Consider the following 22,504-nt stretch of genomic DNA (forward strand, 5'->3'; position numbering starts at 1 on the left):
GCATGCACCTGCGAGCATTGCTGATCCTGCTCGCCGCGCTGGGCGCGGCCTCGGCCGCGCACGGCCAGAAGCTCTACAAGTGGGTCGACAAGGAGGGGCGCGTCTCGTACCACGACCAGCCGCCCCCCACGGACGACTACCGCGTCGAGGAGAAGCAGCTCGGCGGGCGCGCGCGCGTGGCGGTGGACAACGAGGCCATGGCGGCCGCGGCCGAGAAGAGCCCGGTCGTGCTCTACGCGGCCCCCCGCTGCGGAAGCTGCGACACCGCACGCACCTACCTGCAGAAGCGCGGCATTCCCTTCACCGAGAAGAACGTCGAGGGCGATCGCAAGCTGCAGGAAGAGCTCATCAAGCAGGCGGGCGGCCTCGCCGTCCCGACCATCACCGTCGGCTCCAAGGTCATGCGCGGGTACCTCGAGTCGCTGCTCGAGGGCGAGCTCGACCAGGCCGGGTATCCGCGCCCGGAAGAGCCCGAAAAGGCCGACGCGGCCGACGCCGCCGAAACGCAGGAGGCCGCAAAGGCCGATCAGTAACCCGGCGAGCGGTACACTCCTCCCGCCGTGAAGCTCGCCACCTGGAACGTCAACTCCATCCGCGCGCGCCTGCCCCACGTCCTGGACTGGCTGGACCGGCAGCGCCCGGATGTCGCCTGTCTGCAGGAAACCAAGGTCCCCGACGAAGAGTTCCCGAAGCTGGAGCTGCAGGCGGCCGGCTACGTCGTGCTGCACGCGGGACAGAAAGGCTACAACGGCGTGGCGACGCTCGTGCGGCATTCGGCGACCGAGGTGCTGACCGAAGCGCCGGGCCTCGATTCCGGTCAGAAGCGATTCCTTGCCGCGACGATCGCGGGCGTGCGCGTGCTGAACGTGTACGTGCCGAACGGCGAACGGGTGGGCTCCCCCAAGTACGCGTACAAGCTCGAATGGCTGGAGGCGCTGCGGGCATGGCTCGCCGGCGAGCTCGCGCGCCACGAGCGCCTCGTCATCGTCGGGGATTTCAACATCGCGCCGGAGGACCGCGACGTGTACGAGCCGAAGCTCTGGCGCAACCAGGTCCTCTTCAGCGAGCCCGAGCGCGACGCGCTGCGGAGTCTGGTCGGCCTCGGGCTCGTCGATCTCTTCCGGCGCTTCACGTCGGAAGCGGGGCACTACACCTGGTGGGATTACCGCGCGGGTGCGTTCCGGCGCAACCAGGGGCTGCGGATCGACCACATTCTCGCCAGCCCCGCGCTAGCGGCGCGGGCGAAAGCGTGCTTCATCGACCGGGAGCCGCGCGGTCGGGAGAGGCCGTCCGACCACGCGCCGGTCGTCGCCGACCTCGACACCGACTGATCAGGGCCGCGCCGGGTCTTCGTTCGCCGCCAGGTCGAAGCCGAACGTGTCCTTGAGCAGCAGTGCCACGCCTTCGAACTCGGCCCGGCTGGCCGGGAGGAGATCCTTGTCCTTCATGTTGAAGCGATCGAGAAACAGGGCGAGTTTCACCTTCGCCTCGGGGGCGAGCATCGCATTGACGATCTTCTGCTTGTCCTCCGCCGTGAAGCGGGGGCCGGCCGAAAAAGCCTGGTTCGGAACGCCCTTGCTGTGAAACAGTACGTTGGCGGCGTTCTTGCCCTTGTCCAGCTTGTTGAAGGCGGCGTCGCGCAACGCCGCGCCGACACACTTGCCCGCGATCATGTCCTCGTAGGCCTGCTTGAACGTCTTCGCCTCCCTGACGAGCGGCTGCCGCGCGGGATTGTCGAACAGCGAATACAGCGTCAGCGTCGCGAGGTTGGGAGCCGGCATGCCGCACACCGTGCGGCCGGCGAGGTTCGAGACCGACTGGATCCGGTCGTTGTCCTTCCGGGTGATGACCACGAACGCGAGCTTGCCGGGAAACTTCACCAGCGGCTCGTGCTGCAGCTTCTCGATGCGCCACGAGAGGAAGTGCGGGCCGTCGAACACGAGATCGTAGGTTCCCTTGCGCATCTCGTTCTGATACGTGAGCCAGTTGTCCGAGTGGCGGTAGACGATCTTCTTGCCGATGGCGGCGGAGAGATACTCGGCAATCGGCTGGTACACGTCGCTTTCGTCACCGCCTTCGCCCCTCGGAGGCGCCGAGAAGACGTAGTCGGCAGCGGCGGGGGCGGAAAGGGACAGCGCGGCGACGAAGAACAGACTGCGAGACCTGGCGGTGGAAAGCATGGCGCACCCTTTGTGTGAGGCTGTCTGTCCAGTCTAGACGCCATACAAAATTGGTACTGAGCGTACGGGATTTTCCGAGACGCAAATGAGAACGATTTGCATTACGGAGAGAACTCCGGATAATAGCGCCTCCCCAAGCGCACGAGCGCGAGATCAAGGAGTTCCGAAATGAAGGTCCGGTTCCTGTTGGTAGCCCTGTCCCTGCTGGGCGTGTCGCACCCCCTTTCCGCCGCCGCCGCGGAGGAAGTCGTCGTCTACTCGGCGCGCAACGAGCAGCTCATCCGCCCCCTGTTCGACGCCTACACGAAGCAGACGGGCACCGCCGTGCGCTTCATTACCGACAAGGAAGGGCCGCTGCTCGAGCGCCTGAAGGCGGAGGGCGCGAAGACACCGGCCGATATCCTCCTGACCGTCGATGCCGGCAATCTCTGGTATGCCGCCGAGCAGGGCGTGCTCGCCAGGGTCGACTCGAAGACGCTCACGGAGAATGTCCCCGCGCACCTGCGCGATCCCGAAGGGCGCTGGTACGGGCTGTCGGTCCGGGCACGGACGATCGTGTACAACCCCGGGCGCGTCCAGCGCTCGGAGCTCTCGACCTACGAAGCGCTGGGCGACCCGAAGTGGAAGGACCGGCTGTGCCTGCGCACGTCGAAGAAGGTCTATAACCAGTCGCTGGTGGCGATGATGATCGCGCGCATGGGCGAAGCGAAGACGGAGGAGATCGTGCGCGCATGGGTGGCCAATCTGGCGGCGTCGCCGATGTCCGACGACACGAAGGTGCTGGAGGCGATCGCCGCCGGTCAGTGCGACGTGGGCATCGTCAACACGTACTACTTCGGCCGCCTGATGAAAAAGAAGCCGGCGCTCCCGCTCGCGATCTACTGGCCGAACCAGAACGATCGCGGCGTGCACGTGAACGTCTCGGGTGCCGGCGTCACGGCGCACGCGAAGCACCGCGACGCCGCGATCCGGCTCATCGAGTGGCTGTCGTCGGAGAAGGCCCAGAACCTCTTCGCCGACGAGAACATGGAGTATCCGGCCAACCCGCGCGTGAAGCCCCATCCGGACGTCGCGGCCTGGGGCGCGTTCAAGCAGGACACGATCAACGTCTCCGAAGCCGGCCGCCTTCAGGCCGCAGCCGTGAAGCTCATGGACCGGGCGGGTTACCGGTAACGGGCGGTACCGAGGATGAGCGCCCTATCCGCGGGCAACGAACGGCCCGGGGTCGAGAGCGGGATCTCGGCCTGGCTGAACGTCAACGTACGGCTGTGGCAGCTCGCGAGCCTCGCGGTGGCGCTCACCGTGGCCGCGCCGATCCTCGTGGTTGCCGCCGCCTGGTTGCAGCCCGCCGGCGACGTGTGGGCGCACCTCGCCGAGACCGTCCTGCCCGATCTGCTGCTGAACACCGTGGTGCTCGTCGTCGGTGTCGGCATCGGCGTGTTCGCCGTCGGCGTGGGTCTGGCATGGCTGACGGCGATGTGCGAGTTCCCGGGGCGTCGCTTCTTCGACTGGGCGCTGATGCTGCCTCTCGCGATGCCGGCCTACGTGCTCGCGTTCGTGCTGGTCGGATTGCTCGATTTCAGCGGCCCGGTCCAAACCGTGCTTCGGGCCGCGTTCGGGCCGGGGGAATGGCTGCCGCCGATCCGCTCGAGCGGCGGGGTCGTGCTGGTCATGACGCTCGCCTTCTACCCCTACGTGTACATGCTGGCGCGCGCCGCCTTTCTTTCGCAGGGGCGCAGTCTCTTCGAGACGGCGCGTCTGCTCGGGCTCTCGCCGTGGGCGGCCTTCCTGCGGGTCGCGGTTCCCATGGCGCGGCCGGCGATCGCGGCCGGCGTCGCCCTGGCGCTGATGGAGGCCCTCGCGGATTTCGGCGCGGTGTCGATCTTCAACTACGACACGTTCACGACCGCGATCTACAAGGCGTGGCTCGGGCTTTTCAGTCTCGAGGCCGCGGCCCAGCTCGCCTCCCTGCTCCTGCTTTTCGTCGCCGTCGCGCTCGTGACCGAGCGCGCCATGCGGGGGCGGGCGCGCTATCACCTGGGGCTCAAGCGGGGCCGCGACGGGCGCTACCGGCTCGGAGGCCTGGCGGCCGCGGGGGCGTCGGCGGTATCGGCCGTCGTCCTGCTCGCGGCGTTCGTCATACCGGTTTTCCAGCTCGTGCTCTGGACGGTCGAGGTGGCGGGCGAGTCCTTCGACGGGCGCTACCTGCGATTTCTGGCGAACACGCTCCTCCTGGGTGCGACCGCCGCCCTGGTCACCACGTTCTGCGCGCTCCTGCTGGCCTACACGTATCGCCTCAAACCGGACCGGTTCGTGCGCGCCATGGTGCGCTTCGCGACCCTGGGGTACGCGCTGCCCGGCTCCGTGCTCGCGGTCGGCATCATGGTGTCGTTCGTGTGGCTCGACGCACGCCTGGCCGCCTTCCTCGGCGAGGGGATGGCGGGCCCCGTGCTGGCCGGGAGCCTCCTCGCCCTGATTCTCGCCTACGGCGTGCGCTTCATGGCGGTGGCGCACGGCCCGATCGACAGCAGCTTCGAGCGCATCAAGCCGTCGCTGTGGCAGGCGGCGCGCAGCCTCGGCGCCAGCAATCTCGAGATCCTCTGGCGCATCTCCATCCCCATGCTGCGCGCGGGGCTCCTGACGGCGGGCCTGCTCGTCTTCGTGGAGGTCATGAAGGAAATGCCGGCGACCCTGCTGCTGCGCCCGTTCGGCTGGGACACGCTCGCGACGCGCATCTTCGAGTGGACGTCCGAAGGCCAGTGGGAGCAGGCGGCCCTTCCCGCGGTGACGCTCGTCGCCGTCGGGCTCATTCCGGTCGTGATGCTCGTGCGCCGTTCGGCGCGCATGCACTGACGCAGGCTTCCGGCGTCGTTGCGGCTGCGCTATAGTGGCCGCCCGACGAACGCCCTGTGGGAGAGACCCGCTTCATCGCGGGCGCCGAAGGCGCAACCCGCCCGGAATCGCTCAGGCAGAAGGACCGCAGGCGCAAGCACACGTCGACTCTGGAGAGCGGCCGGTTCCAGCCGGCCCACCGAAGGGGCTTAAAGACTCTCAGGTCACCGGACAGAGGGGCGATGGCGTAAGCCATCGCCCTTTTATCTTTTCTGTTACCGGAAACGTCGACAAACCGAGGACTTCAGTGTCAAGTGCAAAGTGATAAGTGACTAGTTGAGGAGCGCGTTTCGCGCGCACCTGAACGTGGCACTCAGCACTTATCACTTATCACTGGTTTTATTCCCATGGCCAACCGAACGCCGTTGTACGAAACGCACCTGAAGAGCGGTGCGAAGATGGTCGATTTCAGCGGCTGGGACATGCCGCTGCATTACGGCTCCCAGCTCGAGGAGCACCACCAGGTCCGTCGCGACGCCGGCATGTTCGACGTCTCGCACATGAACGTCGTCGACCTCAAGGGCGGCGAGACGCGCGACTTCCTGCGCCTGCTGCTCGCGAACAACGTCGAGAAGCTCAAGACGCGGGGCAAGGCGCTCTACAGCTGCATGCTCAACAGCCAGGGCGGCGTCATCGACGACGTCATCGTGTACTACCTCGACGAGACGTGGTTTCGCATGGTCGCGAACGCGGGGACGCGCGAGAAGGACCTCGCCTGGATCAACAGCGCGGCGCAGCAGTTCGGCGGCGTGGAGGTGACCGAGCGCCCGGACCTGGCCATGATCGCCGTGCAGGGCCCGAACGCGCGCGAGAAGGTGTACGCGGCGCTCGGCGAGTCGCTGCGATCGGCGACGGCCGATCTCAAGCCGTTCGTGGCGACGACCGTCGGCGAGCTCTTCGTCGCGACCACCGGCTATACCGGCGAGGACGGTTTCGAGATCATCCTCCCGGCGAAGGCCGCGCCGTTCACCTGGCAGATGCTGGCCGAGGCGGGCGTGAAACCCATCGGCCTCGGCGCGCGCGATACGCTGCGGCTCGAGGCCGGGATGAATCTCTACGGCGCGGACATGGACGAGACGACGACTCCGCTCGAATCGGGGCTCGCGTGGACGGTGGCGCTCGAACCGTCGACGCGCAAGTTCATCGGCCGCGAGGCGCTCGAAAAGCAGAAGGCCGCGGGCATTCCGCGCGGCCTCGTCGGGCTCGTGCTCGAGGACAAGGGCGTGCTGCGCGGGCACCAGAAGGTGCTGTGCGAGGGCTACGGCATGGGCGAGATCACCAGCGGCAGTTTTTCTCCCACGCTCGGTCTCTCGATCGCGCTCGCGCGCGTGCCCGCGTCCGTGCCGACGGGCGCGCGGGCGCAGGTCGACATCCGCGGTAAAATGGCGAACGCCCGCGTCGTCAAATATCCCTTCGTCCGCCACGGCAAGAGCTGCCTTTCCTAAAGGACCTCTCTCATGAGCAAGACACCGAGCAACCTCAAGTACACCAAGTCCCACGAATGGGTGCGCCGCGAGCCGGACGGCACCGTGACGGTCGGCATCACCGACCACGCGCAGGACCTGATGGGCGACATGGTCTACGTCGAGCTCCCCCAGGTCGGGCGCAAGGTCGCGGCCGGGAAGGAGTGCGCGGTCGTCGAGTCGGTGAAGGCCGCTTCCGACGTCTACGCCCCGGTCGAAGGCGAAGTCACCGCGGTCAACGAGGCCCTCGCGGGCGCGCCGGAGACCGTCAACAAGGATCCCTACGGCTCCGGCTGGATGTTCCGCCTGCGTCCGGCTAACGCCGCGTCGGTGGACGCCCTGCTCGACGCCGCGGCCTACGACGCTTTGGTCGCGTCAGAGAAGCACTGACGCGAATGCTGAATGCTTAATGTCGAATGTTGAATTAAAGAGCGCGCTTAGCGCGCACCTCGATTAAGCATTCAAAATTCAACATTCAAGATTTTTTCCAGGACCGATATGCCGTTCAATCCGCATACCGACGCCGACATCGAGGCGATGCTCGCCGCCATCGGGGTGGGCAGCATCGACAAGCTGTTCGACGAGATTCCCGAGAAGCTGCGCGCGGGCAGGCTCGCACGAGTCCCCGAAAGCCTGAACGAGATGCAGGTCGCGCGCCTGATGCAGGAGCGCGCGAGCCAGGACGGCTTCTACCTCAACTTCATCGGCGCGGGCGCGTACGAGCACCACATCCCGGCCGCCGTGTGGGAGATCACCACGCGCGGCGAGTTCTACAGCGCCTACACGCCGTACCAGGCGGAGGCGTCGCAGGGGACCCTCCAGCTCCTCTACGAGTACCAGACGATGATCGCGAGCCTGACCGGCATGGACGTCGCGAACGCCTCGCTCTACGAAGGGGCGTCGGCGCTCGCCGAGGCGGTGCTCATGGCGGTGCGCGCCCACAAGAGCGCGCGCCGCATCCTCGTGCCGAGGACCGTGCACCCGATCTATCGCCAGGTGGTGCAGGCGATCGTGAAGAACCAGGGAATCGAGCTCGTCGAGGTGCCCTACGACCCGGAGGGCGGCCATACGCCGGAGAGCGCGCTTCCCGCCGGCGACTGCGCCGCGCTCGTCGTCCCGCAGCCGAACTTCTTCGGCGTGCTCGAGGACGTGGACGCGCTGACCGACGCGGCGCATGCGCGCGGCATGATCGTGATCGGCCTGGTCAATCCGACCTCGCTCGCGCTGCTCAAGCCGCCCGGTCAGTGGGGCACGAAAGGCGCGGACATCGCGGTCGGCGAGGGTCAGCCGCTCGGCGCGCCGCTGTCCTCGGGCGGGCCGTACTTCGGTTTCATGTGCTGCAAGGAGGCGCTCGTGCGCCAGATGCCGGGTCGCATCGTGGGTCGCACGGTGGACAGGGACGGCAGGCGCGGATTCACGCTGACGCTCCAGGCGCGCGAGCAGCACATCCGCCGCTCCAAGGCCACGTCGAACATCTGCACCAACCAGGGCCTGGTCGTCACCGCCGCGACCATTTATATGAGTCTGCTCGGGCCGGACGGGCTCGAGCGCGTCGCCGCGGCCTGCCACGCGAACACCCGGGCGCTGACCGAGCGGCTCACCGCCATCCAGGGCGTGTCGCGCGTGTTCGACCGGCCGGTGTTCCACGAAGTCGTGCTCCGGCTCGACGCCCCGGTGGGCGACACGCTGCGCGCGCTCGAAGCGCAGGGGATTCTCGGCGGCTACGATCTCACGGGCTACTACCCGGAGCTCGGCCCGGCGGTGCTCGCCTGCGCAACCGAAACCCGCACGGCGCAGGACATCGAGCAGTACGCGTTCCATCTGGAGCGCATCGTGAGCAAGCGGCGACTGGATCCGCCGTGCGCGGTGAAGGTCAGCACCACCTGAACGCAACACGGAGGCGCGTCATGGCAAACGTTCTGTTCAAAGGGACCCCCGCCCACACCAGCGGCGAGCTGCCGAAGGTCGGCAGCCGAGCGCCGGACTTCAAGCTCACCGCCGGGGATCTGTCGGATGTCACGCTTGCGAACTTCAAGGGCAAGAAGAAGATCCTGAGCATCGCGCATTCCCTCGATACGGGGACCTGCGCGGCCGCCACCAAGCGCTTCAACGAGTTTGCGAAGAATCACCCCGATGTAGTCGTGCTGATCGTGACCGCCGACCTGCCGTTCGCGCAGAGCCGCTTTTGCGCCGGCGAGGGCCTGACGAACGTGGTGACGCTCTCGATGATGCGCGACCGCCACTTCGCGAAGGACTACGGGGTGCTGCTGACCGACAGCCCGATCGCCGGCCTCACGGCGCGCTCGACGCTGGTGCTCGATGAGAACGACACGGTGCTGTACACCCAGATGGGACCCGAGATCACCGACGAGCCCGACTACGACAGGGCGTTTGCCGCGCTCAAGTAACCGGCCGCGCAGCGAGGATTGCCATGGCGAACATCACGCACCGCGGGCACCCCGTTCACACGATCGGCGAACTGCCGGCCGTCGGCAGCCGGGCGCCGGATTTCCGGCTAACCGACGCGAATCTGAACGACGTGACGCTCGCCGATTTCCGCGGCAAGAAAAAGCTGCTCAACATCTTTCCCAGCATCGACACCCCGACCTGCGCGATGTCGACGCGAAAGTTCAATGAGTACGCGGCCGGGCACCCGGACGCGGTGATCATCATGGTATCGGCCGATCTGCCGTTCGCGCAGCAGCACTTCTGCAGCGTCGAGAACACGCACAACGTGAGGACGCTCTCGATGATGCGCGATCGCAACTTCGCCAAGGATTACGGCGTCCTGCTGCTCGACGGCCTGTATCGGGGTATCACCGCCCGTGCCGTCGTGGTGCTCGACGAGAACGACACGGTCGTCTACACGCAGCTGGTTCCGGAGATCAGGCAGGAGCCGGACTACGAGAAGGCGATTGCGGCCCTCAAATGACCCATTGCAGCTAACGAGAAAGGTTTCGAGCGATGTTGATCTTCGAGCAGTCCCAGCCCGGCCGCCGCAATCCCCCGCAGGCACCGCTGACCAAGGAGCCGGCGGACGATATTCCGAAGACGCTCCGGCGCACGCGGCGCCCGCTGCTTCCCGAAGTCTCCGAGATGCAGGTGGTGCGGCACTACACGCGCCTGTCGCAGAAAAACTTCTCGATCGACACGCACTTCTACCCGCTCGGCTCGTGCACGATGAAGTACAACCCGCGCGCGTGCAACACGCTCGCCATGCTGCCGCCGTTCCTCGCGCGCCATCCGCACGCGCCCGAGTCGACCGGACAGGGATTCCTCGCCTGCATGCACGAGCTGCAGGAGATGCTGAAGGACGTCACCGGCATGAAGGCGGTCTCGCTCACGCCGCTCGCCGGCGCGCAGGGCGAGTTCGCGGGCGTGGCGATGATCCGCGCCTACCACGAGTCGCGCGGCGACGCGGCCCGCACCGAGATCCTGGTGCCCGACGCCGCCCACGGCACGAACCCGGCGACCGCGACAATGTGCGGCTACACGGTGCGCGAGATCCCGACCGACGCCGAGGGGGACGTCGATCTGGAGGCGCTGAAGGCCGCGGTCGGCCCGCAGACCGCGGGTCTCATGCTCACCAACCCCTCGACGCTCGGCGTCTTCGAGCGGCGCATCACCGAGATCGCGAAGATCGTGCACGAGGCGGGCGGGCTCCTCTACTACGACGGCGCGAACCTGAACGCCATTCTCGGACGCGTGAAGCCGGGCGACATGGGCTTCGACGTGATCCACATGAACCTGCACAAGACCTTCTCGACGCCGCACGGCGGCGGGGGGCCGGGCGCGGGGCCGGTCGGCGTGTCCGGGCGGCTGGAGCCGTTCCTGCCGGTGCCGATCGTCGGGAAGCTGCAGGACAAGTACTTCTGGGAGACCGAGAAGACGCGGCCGCAGACGATCGGGCGGCTCTCCGCCAACATGGGCAACGCGGGTGTGCTGCTGCGCGCCTACGTGTACGCGCGGCTGCTCGGACGCGAAGGAATGCACCGCGTGGCCGAGTTCTCGACCCTCAACGCGAACTATCTGCTCGCCCGCCTGCGCGACGCGGGCTTCGAGCTGGCCTATCCGAAGCGCCGCGCCACCCACGAGTTCATCGTGACGCTGAAGAAGCTCAAGGACGAAACCGGCGTGTCGGCGATGGATTTTGCCAAGCGTCTCCTGGACAAAGGCTTCCACGCGCCGACGACCTATTTCCCATTGCTCGTGCCCGAGTGCTTCCTGATCGAGCCGACCGAAACCGAGGCGAAAGAAGAGCTGGACCGGTTCGTCGAGGCGATGCAGGAGATCCTGAAAGAGGCGCGCGGCGATCCGGAGCTCGTGAAAGGGGCGCCGCATAGCACGCCCGTCCGCCGACTCGACGACGTACGCGCGGCGCGCGAGCTCGACTTGACCTGGGGCGGGCGCCGGGACGCCTAGCGGCTCTCGGGCCGCCGAGCACCCGCGCGCAGGAACCCGTCGAAAAGGCCGAATAGGAGACGCCGCCGCGGCGGTGCGCCGGCTGCGCGCGCCGCGCAGCCCGGATTCCGCCCGTTCCGGTCCCTGGTCGGTGCGCGGCACGTGGGCTCTTTCCAGGGCCTGTCCGCCCCGGCTCGCCATGCTGCCCCGTTTCGCCGGCCGGGGCGCCGAAGTGGCGCCGCTATAATCACCATACGGTCATGGGACGGGTGACATGCACGGCGCTGCGCGGTTCTACGGGAAAGACTGGTTCGCCGCCCTTCTTCTCGGTTCGGCCCTCGCGGCGGCCGCCCTGACCGATTCCCACGCCCTCCGGCGACTCGAGCTGCTCGTCTACGACGCCGGCGTCCGCATGACGAGCCGGGTCCCGGGCGCGAGCGAGGACATCGTTATCGTCGCCATCGACGACCCGAGCATCGAGGAGATCGGCCCGTGGCCGTGGCCGCGGGACGTGCTGGCCGAGGCGACCGACCGGCTCGTGCGCGGGAAGGCGAAGGCGGTCGGTCTGCTGGTTCCGCTGGACGAGCCCCGGACCGACCGGGGCCTGGAGCACTTTCGCTCGCTGCGCGCCTACCTCGATGCGAACCCGCTGCCGAGGAATCTGAGGCAACGCCGGCACATTTCCCGGCTCTTGGCGGAAGCGGAATATCGGCTCGACACCGATGCACAGCTCGCCAAGGTCATGTCGCCCACCGGTCCGGTTTTTATCCCCATGGCGCTCGTGCCGGGCGTTCCGTCCGGCGATCCGGTTCCACCGCTCCCCGAACACGTGCGCCGACACCGCCTGACCAAGGTCAGCCTCAACGAGGATACCGGCGCCGCGTCCTCGGCCGCTGCCCGACTGCCGCTGGAGGTGTTCGCACGGCGCGCCCGCGGCATCGGCCATATGCCGCTCGATGGCGAAGCCGGCAAGGACGCGCGCAGTCATCGTCTGGTGCTCGAGTACGCGGGCGAGCATTACGCTTCGCTGCCGCTGTTGCTTGCGGCGCGCAGCCTGTATGTCCGTCCGGCGCGGGTGGAGATCGAGCTCGGCGACGGCGTGCGGATCGCGAAGGTCGAGATTCGCACCGACAGCGAGATGCGGATGTACCCGGGCTTCTACCCCTCGCGCGAAGGCGAGCCGGCGTTCGCCGGTTACTCCTTTCGCGACGTGCGCGCCGGTCGCGTGCCGGCAGGCGCATTCAGGAACAAGATCGTCCTTGTCGGCATGGCAACCACCGACGCGGGTCGACTGTACGCGACGCCGTTGGGGCCCATGAGCGCCCCGGAGGTTGCCGCGAACGTCGTTGCGAGCATGCTCAACCAGGACTACTACGAGCGACCGGACTGGAGCCGGTGGATCGAAGCCGCCCTGTTCGGTCTGGTCTTCCTGTATCTCGCGTTCGTCATGCCGCGCCTCGCCGGGCGGCGGGCGACGACCGTTTCGGCGACGCTCCTGGTCGCCCTGCTGCTCGCCGGACACTACCTGCTCCTCAGCGAGCGACTCTGGTTGCAGACCGCCACCCCGGCTCTGTTTCTGGTGTCGGGCCACCTGCTCCTCGCGACCCGGCGTCTGTTCGGGGCCGCCCGCGTCAAGCGGGAAGCCGACGCGGACTCGGCCCAAACGAACCGTCTGCTCGGCCTCGCGTTCCAGGGCCAGGGACAGCTCGACATGGCGCTCGACAAGTTTCGCAAGCTGCCCGCGGACGATTCCGTACTCGAGCTCTTCTATAACCTGGCGCTCGATTTCGAGCGCAAGCGCCAGTTCAGCAAGGCCGCCGGTTGCTACGACCACATCCTGCGCCGCGCCCCCGGCTTCCGCGATGCGGCCGAGCGCAAGCAGCGTGCCGCGGCGGCCGAGCGGGCCGTGATGCTGGGCCCGGTCGCGGGCAGCGGCACCATCGTGCTGGACGCCATGGAGAAGCCGCGTCTGGGTCGCTACGAAGTGGAGAAGGAGCTGGGGCGAGGCGCCATGGGAACGGTGTACCTCGGTCGCGATCCGCGCATCGGCCGGGTGGTCGCCATCAAGACCATCGCGCTTTCCCAGTTCGAGGAAGCCGAACGGCCGCAGGTGCGCGAGCGGTTCTTCCGCGAGGCGGAAGCCGCCGGGCGGCTCAACCATCCGAACATCGTCACCATCTACGACGCCGGCGAGGAGCAGGACCTCGGGTTCATCGCCATGGAACTGCTGGAAGGCAAGGACCTGACGCACTACGTGCAGCCCGGCAAGGAGCTGCCGCTCGAATGGGTCGTGGACGTGGTGACGCAGGTCGCCGATGCGCTCGACTACGCGCACCGCTGCGACGTCGTGCACCGGGACATCAAGCCCGCCAACATCATGCACGACGACGCGAAGCAGAGCGTGAAGGTCACGGATTTCGGCATCGCCCGCATCACCGATTCGAACAACACCCGGACCGGCGTCATCATGGGCAGCCCGTTCTACATGTCGCCCGAGCAGCTTGCCGGGAAACCGGTCGACGGGCGATCCGATCTCTTCTCCCTCGGCGTCACGCTGTTCGAGCTTCTGGCCGGCGTACAGCCGTTCCGCGGGGACTCCATGGCGGCCCTGATGTACCAGATCGCCAACGAGCCGCATCCGGACATCCTGGCGATCCGGCCCGCTCTCCCGCCGCGGCTGAAGAGTTTTCTCGACAAGGCGCTGAGGAAGGATCCGTCCGACCGGTTCCAGACGGGAGCCGAATTCCGCGACGCGCTGGTGGCCGGCGTCCGGGTGCGATCCGTCAGGGGTCGCGCGCGCCGGACGCCGCGATAGGATCGGGCCTGGCCCGGACCCGATGAAGCCGGAATGCCGTGGACGACGACCGCGTCAGGCGGTCGCCTTGGCCTCCGGCGCCTTCTCGGCATGCGGCACCGATCCGCACTCGAGGAAGATGCGTCGGTCGCAGCGCTCGCAGATCGAGCGGTCGAGCTTCTTGAAGATGCTCTCGATCGCATCGCCCTTGGTCGCGTAGATGTGCTCGCGACCGAAGGTGTCGGCGTAGCCGCCGCGCTTGAGGATGTGGCACGCCTCGTCCTTCACCTTGGCGAGATAAAGACCCCCGCCCTGGGCCTCGCGGCGCTTCGCCTCCTGCACCAGCATTTCCGCGCCCGCGATGTCGATGAAGTTGATCCCGTTGCCGATCACGAGCAGGTGCTTCTGCCCCGGGTTCTGCTCGGCGAAGCGCTGGAACGCGCCCTGGACGTGGTCGACCGCGCCGAAGAAGAGCGAGCCGTCCACGCGCACGATCTTGAGCTGCGGGCACTCGGGCAGCTTCGGATCGGTGACGAGATGCCGGTTGGGCGCCGCGGGATCGGGCACCCGCGAGACGATGCCCGGGCGCGAGGTACGCATGAGGTAGATCACGAGCGAGAGCATCACGCCGGCGTAGATCGCGAACTCGAGCTCGACGAACAGGGTCGCGAAGAAGGTCACGGCCAGCACCGCGGTCTCGCGCTTGCTCGTGCGAACGATGTTCGCGATGTGGTGGAAGTCGATCAGGCGCCAGGCGACGACCACCAGCACGGCCGCCATCGCGGCGGTGGGCAGATGGGCGGCCAGCGGCGCAAAGACGAGCACGATCGCGGCGAGGGCGATGGCCGCGAAGATCCCGGCGAGCGGCGTCACGGCGCCGGCGTCGTAGTTGAGGCCGGTGCGGTTGAAGGACCCGGACGAGGCGTAGCTCGAGAAGAAGCTGCCGACCATGTTGGCCAGCCCCTGGCCGATGAACTCCTGGTTGCCGTCGATCCGCTGGTGGGATTTGAGCGCGACCGAGCGCGCGATCGACACCGCCTCCATGAGGCCCAGCATGGCGACCGCGAGCGCCCCCGAGCCCAGCGCCTTGAGCGACCCGAGGGAGAAGTCGGGCAGGGAGAGCGGCGGCAGGCTGGCGGGAAACTCGCCGACGAGGGCGATGCCGTGGGTCGGCGCGCCGAGCGCCATGGCGAGCAGGCTTCCGACCACCATCGCGATCAGGAGGCCCGGCCAGCGGGGGCGGTAGATCATGAATCCGACGACCGTCGCGAGCGTGACCACCGCGATGCCCGTGACGTACGGGTTGATCTCGTGGAACTGTCGGAAGATATCCTGCCAGGTGTGCAGGAAGGACTCCCCGGCGGGAATGTGGATGCCGAGGAAGTGCTTGAGCTGGCTCGTCGCGATCAGGATCGCCGCCCCGGCCGTGAAACCGACGACGACCGAATGCGAGATGAAGTTGACGAGCGCCCCCATGCGGGCGACGCCGAGGGCGAGCTGGTACACGCCGGCGAGGAACGTGAGAGTCAGCGCCATCTGGATGAACTGCGCGCTGCCCGGCTCGGCGAACTTCGAGACGGTGGCGAAGACGACGATCGAGATGGCCGTCGTCGGTCCGGAAATCAGGTGGCGCGAGGAGCCGAAAAGTGCCGCGATGACCGGCGGGACCATCGCCGTGTAGAGGCCGTAGACCGGGGGCAGCCCGGCGATCATGGCGAAGGCGATGCCCTGCGGCAGCACGATCACCGCGCCGGTGAGCCCGGCGATCAGGTCGGCCTTGAGGGTGTCTCGCTGGACGAGGGGCCACCAGCGCAGGAACGGGAAAATCCGCGACCAGAAGACGCTGCACTGTGCCGCGGGGACGTCGAGGATCGGAGTGGTACGGGCCATCGGCGCAAAAAGCGGCATTGTACGCGGTTTTTCCCCGCCTGGTTAGGCCCGTGCTCGGCCGTTCCCTCCTCTCCTATCGGCGATGTCGACGTGCGGGGCCTTCGATACCGCTGAGTTCTGCGCGCGGGCCGACCGATCCGCTGCCGACGGTTCAGCCAGGCGCTTCGGCGATGCTCGCGAGCGGTTCCAGCTCGGCGAGGGCCGTCACCGGTGCCTGACAGGCACGGCCCGTGCAGACATACGCGGTCACCTCGCCTCGCGGCACGCGCGCGGCGAGCTCTCCCGGCAGTCCAACGGCGTCGGAAGGCACCGCGACAACGATGCGGCCGGGAGCGTACCGGGCGCTCAGCCGCTCGATCCACGGGAGTGCGGCGTCCGGCGCGCCCCGCAGCACGATCGTCTGAGGCGGGTCGAGGTAGTCCTCGATCGCGAGCAGCAGCGCGCCGTGCGCGGACGGGTAGTTCTCGACGGCGGGACTCAGCGCGCGGAGCGCGCGCTCGGCGGCATCGAGGTAGCGCGCTTCGCCGAGCAGGTGTCCCAGCCGCAGCAACGCCCGCGCCGCAACGCCGTTGCCCGAGGGGGTGGCGTCGTCGGTCGCCGGCTTCGGCCGGTAGACGAGCCGCTCGTGGTCTTCGCTGGTAAAGTAGAAGGCGCCGTTCGCACGGTCCTCGAACCGGGCCAGGAGCGCGTCCGCGAGCGCGATGACGAACTCGAGGTCGTCCGCCCGAAACCTCGCCTGCACGAGCTCGAGGCCGCCGTCGATCAGGAAGGCGTAGTCGTCGAGGTAGGCGTTGAGCGTCGTGCGGCCGTCCTTCGTGACGGCAAAAAGCCGTCCGTCCCGCCAGAGCGTCCCGCGCGCGAATGCGAACGCCCGTTCGGCCGATTCCACGAACCCGGCGTGGGCGAGCTGCCGCCCGGCGCGCGCCATACCCTTGATCATGAGACCGTTCCACGAGGTCAGGACTTTTTCGTCCCGGGCCGGACGCGCGCGCCGCGCGCGCGCCGCCAAAAGCTTCGCGCGCGCGCTCGCGAGGCGCGCGCACACCTCGGCTTCCGTGATCTGCAGGCGATCGGCGACCGCCGCCGTGTCCGCCCGCACGTTCAGGTGCCAGCGACCCTCGAAGTTCGGCGACCCGCGCAGCCCGAAGCGCGTCTCGACCGCGTCCCATTCTCCCGGACCCAGGAGGCGCTCGAGCTCGTCCGCCTCCCAGAGATAGAACGTCCCTTCGTGGCCCTCCGAGTCGGCATCGAGCGTGCTGTAGTAGCCGCCGGTGTCCGCCTGCATCTCGCCCATCACCCACTCGCCCGTCTCTCGGGCGATACGCCGGAAGAGCGAGTCGCCGGTGAGGAGAGCGGCGTCCGCATAGAGCGGCAGCAGCTGCGCGTTGTCGTACAGCATCTTTTCGAAGTGCGGGATCGTCCACTGCTCGTCGACCGAGTAGCGACAGAAGCCGCCCCCGATCTGGTCGTACAGTCCGCCCCAGGCCATTCGGGTCAAGGTGTGGCGCACCATCTCCAGTGCATCGGGGTCCGGCTCCCGCACGCGGCCGCCTCGCGCGGCGCGATTCAGGAGGAACTCGAGCGAGGTCGGATGCGGAAACTTCGGCGCGCGGCCGAAGCCGCCGTGTCGCGCGTCGTACTGGGTGCCCAGCTCGCCGCGCGCGCGATCGAGCAGCCCCGCTTCGATCGCCGCCGCCGGCGCGCCGGCGGGAGTGAGCCGCGCGAAAATGTCGCGCAGCGATTCGTTCTGGCCGCGGATCGCCTCGCGCTGTGCGCGATACACCTCGGCGATGCGCTTCAGGATGTCGGGAAAGGCCGCCATGCCGTACTTCGCCGTCTTCGGAAAGTACGTGCCCGCGAAAAAGGGCATCCGGTCGTCGGGCGTCAGGAACACGTTGAGCGGCCACCCGCCCGGCCGTTGCGTCAGGAGCTGGTGCGCCGTCTGGTATATCTTGTCGAGGTCCGGTCGTTCCTCGCGGTCGACCTTGATGTTGACGAAAAGCGCGTTCATGAGCGTCGCCACCGCCTCGTCCTCGAACGACTCGTGCTCCATGACATGGCACCAGTGGCAGGCGGAGTAGCCGATCGAGAGCAGGATCGGCCTGTCCTCGCGCTGCGCCCGTTCGAGCGCCTCCTCTCCCCAGGGATACCAGTCGACCGGGTTGTGCGCGTGCTGCAGGAGATAGGGGCTCGTCTCGTTGACGAGACGGTTCGTGTGCGCGGGAGCCGCCATGCGATTAATCCCAGTGAGTCGCTCAACTATACGCGATCGCCCCGACGACGCGTACATCCGTGCCCGCCGCCGTTGGCTCGCACGGGCGGCCTTCGTCATAATGCCGCGCCATGCTCATCGCCCCCGATATCGACCCCGTCGCCATCCAGCTCGGGCCGGTGAAGGTCCACTGGTACGGGCTCATGTACCTGATCGGCTTCGCCGGCGGCTGGGCGCTCGGCGTGCACCGGGCGAAGCGCGCCGGATCCGGATGGCATGCGAACGAGGTGGCGGACCTGCTCTTCTACGTCGCGCTCGGCGTGATCCTCGGCGGGCGCCTGGGCTACGTGCTCTTCTACAACTTCGGACACTACCTGCGCCATCCGCTCGAGATCGCCTACATCTGGACCGGAGGCATGTCGTTCCACGGCGGCCTCATCGGCGTCATCGTGGCGATGTGGCTCTACGCCCGCCGCACGCGCCGCCACTGGCTCGCGGTGACCGACTTCCTCGCGCCGCTCGTGCCGGTCGGCCTCGGGGCCGGGCGCATCGGAAACTTCATCAATCAGGAGCTCTGGGGAAGGGTGACGGACGTGCCGTGGGGCATGGTGTTTCGCGACGCCGGATCCCTGCCGCGCCATCCGACGCAGCTGTACGAATTCGCGCTCGAAGGCGTCGCGCTGTTCGCAATCCTGTGGCTCTACTCCGCCCGCCCGCGGCCGACCGGCGCCATCTCGGGGCTGTTCCTGATCGGCTATGGCGTGTTCCGTTTTCTCGTCGAGTTCGTGCGCGTCCCCGATGCGCATATCGGCTACGTCGCCTTCGGCTGGGTGACGATGGGCCAGATCCTGAGCGTGCCCATGGTGCTCGTCGGCGCAGCGCTGATGGCGTGGGCCCATCGCATGCGCGCGCAGTCCTCGCCGCGCTGATACCCGTCCCCAATACCCGACCTCGGCTCTTTGTTTAGACGCGGTCTCGATCGAGCCCGCGCACTTCCTCTTCGCGGCGCCCGACTTTAAGATGCGACGCCGTCGACTTCCGCCGCTCTGTCCGCCGTTGCGCGAGGCCCCGAGCGCGAGTTACCGGACAGCAGTGAGACGACCATGGCGCACGATCACACCCCGATGATGTTGACGCTCGCCCTGACGGCGGTCGTCGCGATGGGCCCGCACGTCGCGCGCGCGGGGACGAGCGACGCGCCCGAGGTCGTGCGAAGCGTGTGCGCCGGGTGCCATGGCGCCGACGGCAACGGCGGCAACCCGACCTCTGCCGAGTTCCCCAAGCTCGCGGGCAAGCAGTCGGCCTATCTCCGGAAGCAGCTCAAGGATTACCAGACCGGCAAGCGCAAGAGCCCGGTCATGGCGCCGCTCGCGGCGGCGCTGAGCCCGGAGCAGATCGAGGCGGTGAGCGCGCATTACGCGGAACAGACGAGCCGGCCCGCGACCGTCACGCAGAGCGCGCTGCTCGCGACGGGCAAGAAGGTGTACGTCGACGGCAACGTCGAGAGCGGGGTGCCGGCCTGTGCCGGATGCCATCTGCCCGACGCGAGCGGGAACATGCGTTACCCGCATCTCGCCGGACAGCACGCGCCGTACACGTACGCCGAGCTCAGGAAGTTCGCGAGCGGCGAGCGGGACAACGATCGGGGCCTGGTCATGCAGGCGGTCGCCGCGCGCATGACGGACGAGGAGATGAAAGCGGTCTCGGAATATCTCGCGGGCCTCGAGTGAGGGCGTCCGCGCGATCCGGTCCGACCGGGGAGGGGCAACGCATGGCATTGGCACGGATTTCGGTCCTGCTCTTTCTGTCGGCGCTCGGGGCGGCCGCCTTCGCCGAGCGTCCGCCGGCGCAACCGAAGGCGCCGGGCATCGAGTCCCCGGATTACGCCTGGGATGCGCCGGTGCGCGAGGAGGTGGAGGCGCTCAGGCGCGAGGGGAACGCCGCGCGCGGGCGCGAGGCCTACGAGGTGTGCCGCGGCTGCCACGGCGCCGACGCGGCCGGCCGGCCGGACGGTTCGTACCCGCGGCTCGCCGGGCAGCACGCGACCGTACTGATCAAGCAGCTCGCCGATATCCGCGCAGGCCGGCGCGACAACCAGAAGATGTATCCCTTCGCGAGCCGGCACGTGCTCGACGTGCAGGGCATCGCCGATCTGGCGGCCTACCTCGAAGGTCTGCCGGCTCCCGAGGCGAACGGCCGGGGGGAAGGAACCGACCTCGAGCGGGGCCGCCGGCTCTACGAGCGGGACTGCGCGAGCTGCCACGGCAAGGATGGCGCGGGCGACGCCGCTAGGTTCTACCCGGCGCTCGCCGGCCAGCACTACCGCTTCCTGCTGCGCGAGCTCCACGACATCCGCGACGGCAAACGCCGCAACGCCAACCCGGAGATGGTGCAGGTGGTGAAGCCGTACACCGAGCCGGAGATGGAGGCAGTCTCGGATCATCTGTCACGGCTACGCCGATAGAGCGCCACTTGCGTTGCGATGTCGCCCGGCGATATTCCCTCGTGTTGACTGGAATATTTGCCGGTAGGTAAGTTGGCCGTTCTCTTGTCTATTTACCACCGTAATCGGATAGCCTCACAACAACTAGGGGAAGCAAACATGCACGACAACAAGGGTTTCGCTAGCGTCCTTTCTCGTATATTTGTGGTGATCGCGGTAGCGATCGTCGCCACCACGACGGTCGCCGCCGCCGAAAGTCCAGATTGGTACGCCGGACTGGGTTTCGGTCAAACCAAGGCGCAGGACATCGTGTGCGACCTCGATATCACGTGCAGCGCAGACGACACGGACACCGGTTGGAAGGTTTTTGGCGGCTATCGGTTCAGCCCCAATGCGGCCATCGAATTCGGTTACGTGGACCTCGGAGAAGTGACGTTTGAAGGGGAGGACAGTTTCCTGGGGGTGACGAAACTGAGTATCGAAGCCCAGGGCTTTAACGCCGCGCTGACCGGATTTCTGCCAGTGGGCGGCTCGACCAGCCTCATGGGGAAGATCGGGCTCTTTCGATGGGACGTGGATGCCCGTGCGAGTGCCAGCTTCTTTGGCTCCGGATCGGAAAGCGAGACCGGGATTGATTTGATGTTCGGCTTCGGTGTTTCGGTCGATGTCACTAGGAACGCGGCGGTGCGTTTGGAGTGGGAGCGCTTTGGGAATGTGGGTGACGAGAATGTGACCGGGGAAAGCGATGTGGACCTGTTGTCGGCCAGCTTTGCCTACCGGTTTCGGTAGTCGCTAACTCACTCATGGGACAAGGCCGGGTTCACCCCGGCCTTGTCTTTTCCGGGCGCGCGTGACTACCTGACCCATACTGTTTTGACGTTCACGAACTCGCGGATGCCGTGGGCGGAGAGCTCGCGGCCGTACCCGGAGTCCTTCACGCCGCCGAACGGCAGCCGGGGATCGCTCTTGACCATTCCGTTGACGAAACAGGATCCGGCTTCGAACGCGCGTGCAAGGCGCTCGCCCTTGGCCGGGTCTCGGGTCCAGACGGACGCGCCGAGCCCGAAGCGGCTGTCGTTGGCGAGGCGCAGGGCATCCGCCTCGTCCCGGGCGCGCAGGACGATCGCCACCGGGCCGAAGAGCTCCTCCTCGTACGCCCGCATTCCCGGGCGTACCCGGTCGAGGATCGAGGGGGCGTAGTAAAACCCGGGACCGGGCAGCGGCTCGCAGCCGAGCAGCGGTTTCGCGCCCGCCGCAATGGAGTCCGTCACCTGCGCGTGCAGCTGCCGGCGAAGGTCCTCGCGCGCGAGCGGGGCCAGGGTGGTCTCCTCGCGCATCGGATCGCCCGGCTTCAGCCTCCGGATCCGCTCCTTGAACCGAGCAAGAAAAGGCTCCGCGACGGCCTCGACCAGCACGAACCGCTTGGCGGCGATGCAGCTCTGCCCGGCGTTCTGCATGCGCGCCGCCGCGCCGACGGTCGCGGCCTCCTCGAGATCCGCGTCCTCGAGCACGACGAAGGCATCGGAGCCGCCGAGCTCGAGCACCGTCTTCTTGAGATGCTTCCCTGCCGCCGCCGCCACATGCCGGCCCGCCCCATCGCTCCCGGTCAGCGTCACCGCGCTGATGCGCCGGTCCGCAATCACGCGTTCGACGAGCGCCGTCGGGATGAGGAGAGCGCGGAAGACGTCGGGCGGAAAGCCGGCCCGCCGAAACACGTCCTCGATAGCCAGCGCGCACCCGGGCACGTTGGATGCGTGCTTGAGCACCGCGGTGTTTCCCGCCATCAGCGCCGTGGCGGCGAAGCGAAACACCTGCCAGAAGGGGAAGTTCCACGGCATGATGGCCAGTACCGTCCCGAGCGGCTGGCAGGCCACGTAGCTCGTGCCCGCGTCCGTCGCGATCCGCTCGTCGCGCAGAAACTCCTCGGCGTGGTCCGCATAGTACTCGCAGCCCCACGCGCACTTCTCGATCTCGGCCCGGGACTCGCGCAGGAGCTTGCCCATCTCGCGCGTGATGAGCGCCGCGTACTCGTCGAGCCGCGCGCGCAGCTCCGCGGCCGCCCGGCGGACGAGTCGCGCGCGCTCGCCGAAGCCCGTGTCCCGCCAGGCGGGAGTCGCACGAGCGACGGCCTCGAGCGCACGGTCGAGCCCCGCGTCGTCCCACGCCGGGATGTCGGCTATCCGCTCTCCGGTTGCGGGATTGATCGATTCCATTGGTCGGCTCGCTTCA

Annotated in this window: 19 protein-coding genes and 2 riboswitches; of the genes, 15 read left to right on the forward strand and 4 right to left on the reverse strand. The window is 67.8% G+C overall.

Annotation, left to right across the window (positions count from 1 at the left end):
• Positions 1-2 precede the first annotated feature (2 nt).
• Positions 3-533, forward strand: coding sequence for a glutaredoxin family protein (locus SVA_RS00660; RefSeq protein ID WP_096457334.1), 531 nt, complete (start codon positions 3-5; stop codon positions 531-533).
• A gap of 27 nt (positions 534-560) precedes the next feature.
• Positions 561-1,331 carry an exodeoxyribonuclease III gene (xth, locus tag SVA_RS00665; protein WP_096457337.1) on the forward strand — a complete coding sequence of 257 codons (771 nt, stop codon included), beginning with the start codon at positions 561-563 and terminating at the stop codon, positions 1,329-1,331.
• On the opposite strand, the gene SVA_RS00670 is transcribed toward xth, so the two are convergent.
• Positions 1,332-2,180, reverse strand: a complete 849-nt coding sequence (locus SVA_RS00670) for a phosphate/phosphite/phosphonate ABC transporter substrate-binding protein (protein ID WP_096457340.1) — start codon at positions 2,178-2,180, stop codon at positions 1,332-1,334. It abuts the gene before it with no gap.
• Between the two features lie 168 nt (positions 2,181-2,348).
• On the opposite strand from SVA_RS00670, the gene SVA_RS00675 reads away from it, so the two are divergent.
• The 9 genes from SVA_RS00675 to SVA_RS00715 all read left to right on the forward strand — a co-directional run bounded on the left by SVA_RS00675 (position 2,349) and on the right by SVA_RS00715 (position 13,751).
• Positions 2,349-3,353, forward strand: coding sequence for a Fe(3+) ABC transporter substrate-binding protein (locus SVA_RS00675; RefSeq protein WP_096457343.1), 1,005 nt, complete (start codon positions 2,349-2,351; stop codon positions 3,351-3,353).
• A 15-nt stretch (positions 3,354-3,368) separates the two neighbouring features.
• Complete coding sequence (locus SVA_RS00680; RefSeq protein ID WP_096457346.1) at positions 3,369-5,033, forward strand: ABC transporter permease; 1,665 nt, start codon at positions 3,369-3,371, stop codon at positions 5,031-5,033.
• A gap of 47 nt (positions 5,034-5,080) precedes the next feature.
• Positions 5,081-5,170, forward strand: a riboswitch (glycine riboswitch).
• Positions 5,171-5,172: 2 nt separating this feature from the next.
• A riboswitch (glycine riboswitch) is annotated at positions 5,173-5,257 on the forward strand.
• A gap of 162 nt (positions 5,258-5,419) precedes the next feature.
• Positions 5,420-6,517, forward strand: coding sequence for a glycine cleavage system aminomethyltransferase GcvT (gene gcvT, locus SVA_RS00685; RefSeq protein WP_096457349.1), 1,098 nt, complete (start codon positions 5,420-5,422; stop codon positions 6,515-6,517).
• 12 nt (positions 6,518-6,529) lie between these two features.
• Positions 6,530-6,925: a glycine cleavage system protein GcvH gene (gene gcvH, locus SVA_RS00690; protein ID WP_096457352.1), complete on the forward strand. Its 396-nt coding sequence runs from the start codon at positions 6,530-6,532 to the stop codon at positions 6,923-6,925.
• Between the two features lie 108 nt (positions 6,926-7,033).
• Positions 7,034-8,422, forward strand: coding sequence for an aminomethyl-transferring glycine dehydrogenase subunit GcvPA (gcvPA, locus tag SVA_RS00695; protein ID WP_096457355.1), 1,389 nt, complete (start codon positions 7,034-7,036; stop codon positions 8,420-8,422).
• A 20-nt stretch (positions 8,423-8,442) separates the two neighbouring features.
• Positions 8,443-8,943, forward strand: a complete 501-nt coding sequence (tpx, locus tag SVA_RS00700; protein WP_096457358.1) for a thiol peroxidase — start codon at positions 8,443-8,445, stop codon at positions 8,941-8,943.
• Positions 8,944-8,966: 23 nt separating this feature from the next.
• Entirely contained in the window at positions 8,967-9,467 is a 501-nt protein-coding gene (gene tpx, locus SVA_RS00705) for a thiol peroxidase (protein WP_096457361.1), read from the forward strand.
• A 32-nt stretch (positions 9,468-9,499) separates the two neighbouring features.
• Positions 9,500-10,957 carry an aminomethyl-transferring glycine dehydrogenase subunit GcvPB gene (gene gcvPB / locus SVA_RS00710; protein WP_096457364.1) on the forward strand — a complete coding sequence of 486 codons (1,458 nt, stop codon included), beginning with the start codon at positions 9,500-9,502 and terminating at the stop codon, positions 10,955-10,957.
• 253 nt (positions 10,958-11,210) lie between these two features.
• Positions 11,211-13,751 (forward strand): CHASE2 domain-containing serine/threonine-protein kinase, encoded by a 2,541-nt coding sequence (locus SVA_RS00715; RefSeq protein ID WP_096457367.1) that lies wholly within the window; start codon positions 11,211-11,213, stop codon positions 13,749-13,751.
• 54 nt (positions 13,752-13,805) lie between these two features.
• Here the strand turns inward: SVA_RS00715 and SVA_RS00720 are convergent, their stop codons facing one another.
• Entirely contained in the window at positions 13,806-15,620 is a 1,815-nt protein-coding gene (locus tag SVA_RS00720; RefSeq protein ID WP_096462762.1) for a SulP family inorganic anion transporter, read from the reverse strand.
• A 151-nt stretch (positions 15,621-15,771) separates the two neighbouring features.
• Positions 15,772-17,853, reverse strand: a complete 2,082-nt coding sequence (locus SVA_RS00725) for a thioredoxin domain-containing protein (RefSeq protein WP_096457370.1) — start codon at positions 17,851-17,853, stop codon at positions 15,772-15,774.
• Between the two features lie 110 nt (positions 17,854-17,963).
• Between SVA_RS00725 and lgt the strand changes: the two genes are divergently transcribed.
• From lgt to SVA_RS00745, 4 genes are all read left to right on the forward strand, one after another.
• On the forward strand, positions 17,964-18,761 hold the full coding sequence (lgt, locus tag SVA_RS00730) for a prolipoprotein diacylglyceryl transferase (protein WP_096457373.1): 798 nt from the start codon (positions 17,964-17,966) through the stop codon (positions 18,759-18,761).
• A gap of 174 nt (positions 18,762-18,935) precedes the next feature.
• Entirely contained in the window at positions 18,936-19,562 is a 627-nt protein-coding gene (locus tag SVA_RS00735) for a c-type cytochrome (protein ID WP_096457376.1), read from the forward strand.
• Between the two features lie 41 nt (positions 19,563-19,603).
• Positions 19,604-20,296: a c-type cytochrome gene (locus SVA_RS00740; protein ID WP_096457380.1), complete on the forward strand. Its 693-nt coding sequence runs from the start codon at positions 19,604-19,606 to the stop codon at positions 20,294-20,296.
• A 138-nt stretch (positions 20,297-20,434) separates the two neighbouring features.
• Positions 20,435-21,064, forward strand: coding sequence for an outer membrane beta-barrel protein (locus SVA_RS00745; protein ID WP_096457383.1), 630 nt, complete (start codon positions 20,435-20,437; stop codon positions 21,062-21,064).
• A gap of 65 nt (positions 21,065-21,129) precedes the next feature.
• Here SVA_RS00745 and SVA_RS00750 read toward each other — a convergent pair whose 3' ends face one another.
• Positions 21,130-22,488 (reverse strand): NAD-dependent succinate-semialdehyde dehydrogenase, encoded by a 1,359-nt coding sequence (locus tag SVA_RS00750; RefSeq protein WP_096457386.1) that lies wholly within the window; start codon positions 22,486-22,488, stop codon positions 21,130-21,132.
• Positions 22,489-22,504: the final 16 nt, after the last annotated feature.

The sequence above is a fragment of the Sulfurifustis variabilis genome (assembly GCF_002355415.1).
GTDB classification, from domain to species: Bacteria; Pseudomonadota; Gammaproteobacteria; order Acidiferrobacterales; family Sulfurifustaceae; genus Sulfurifustis; species Sulfurifustis variabilis.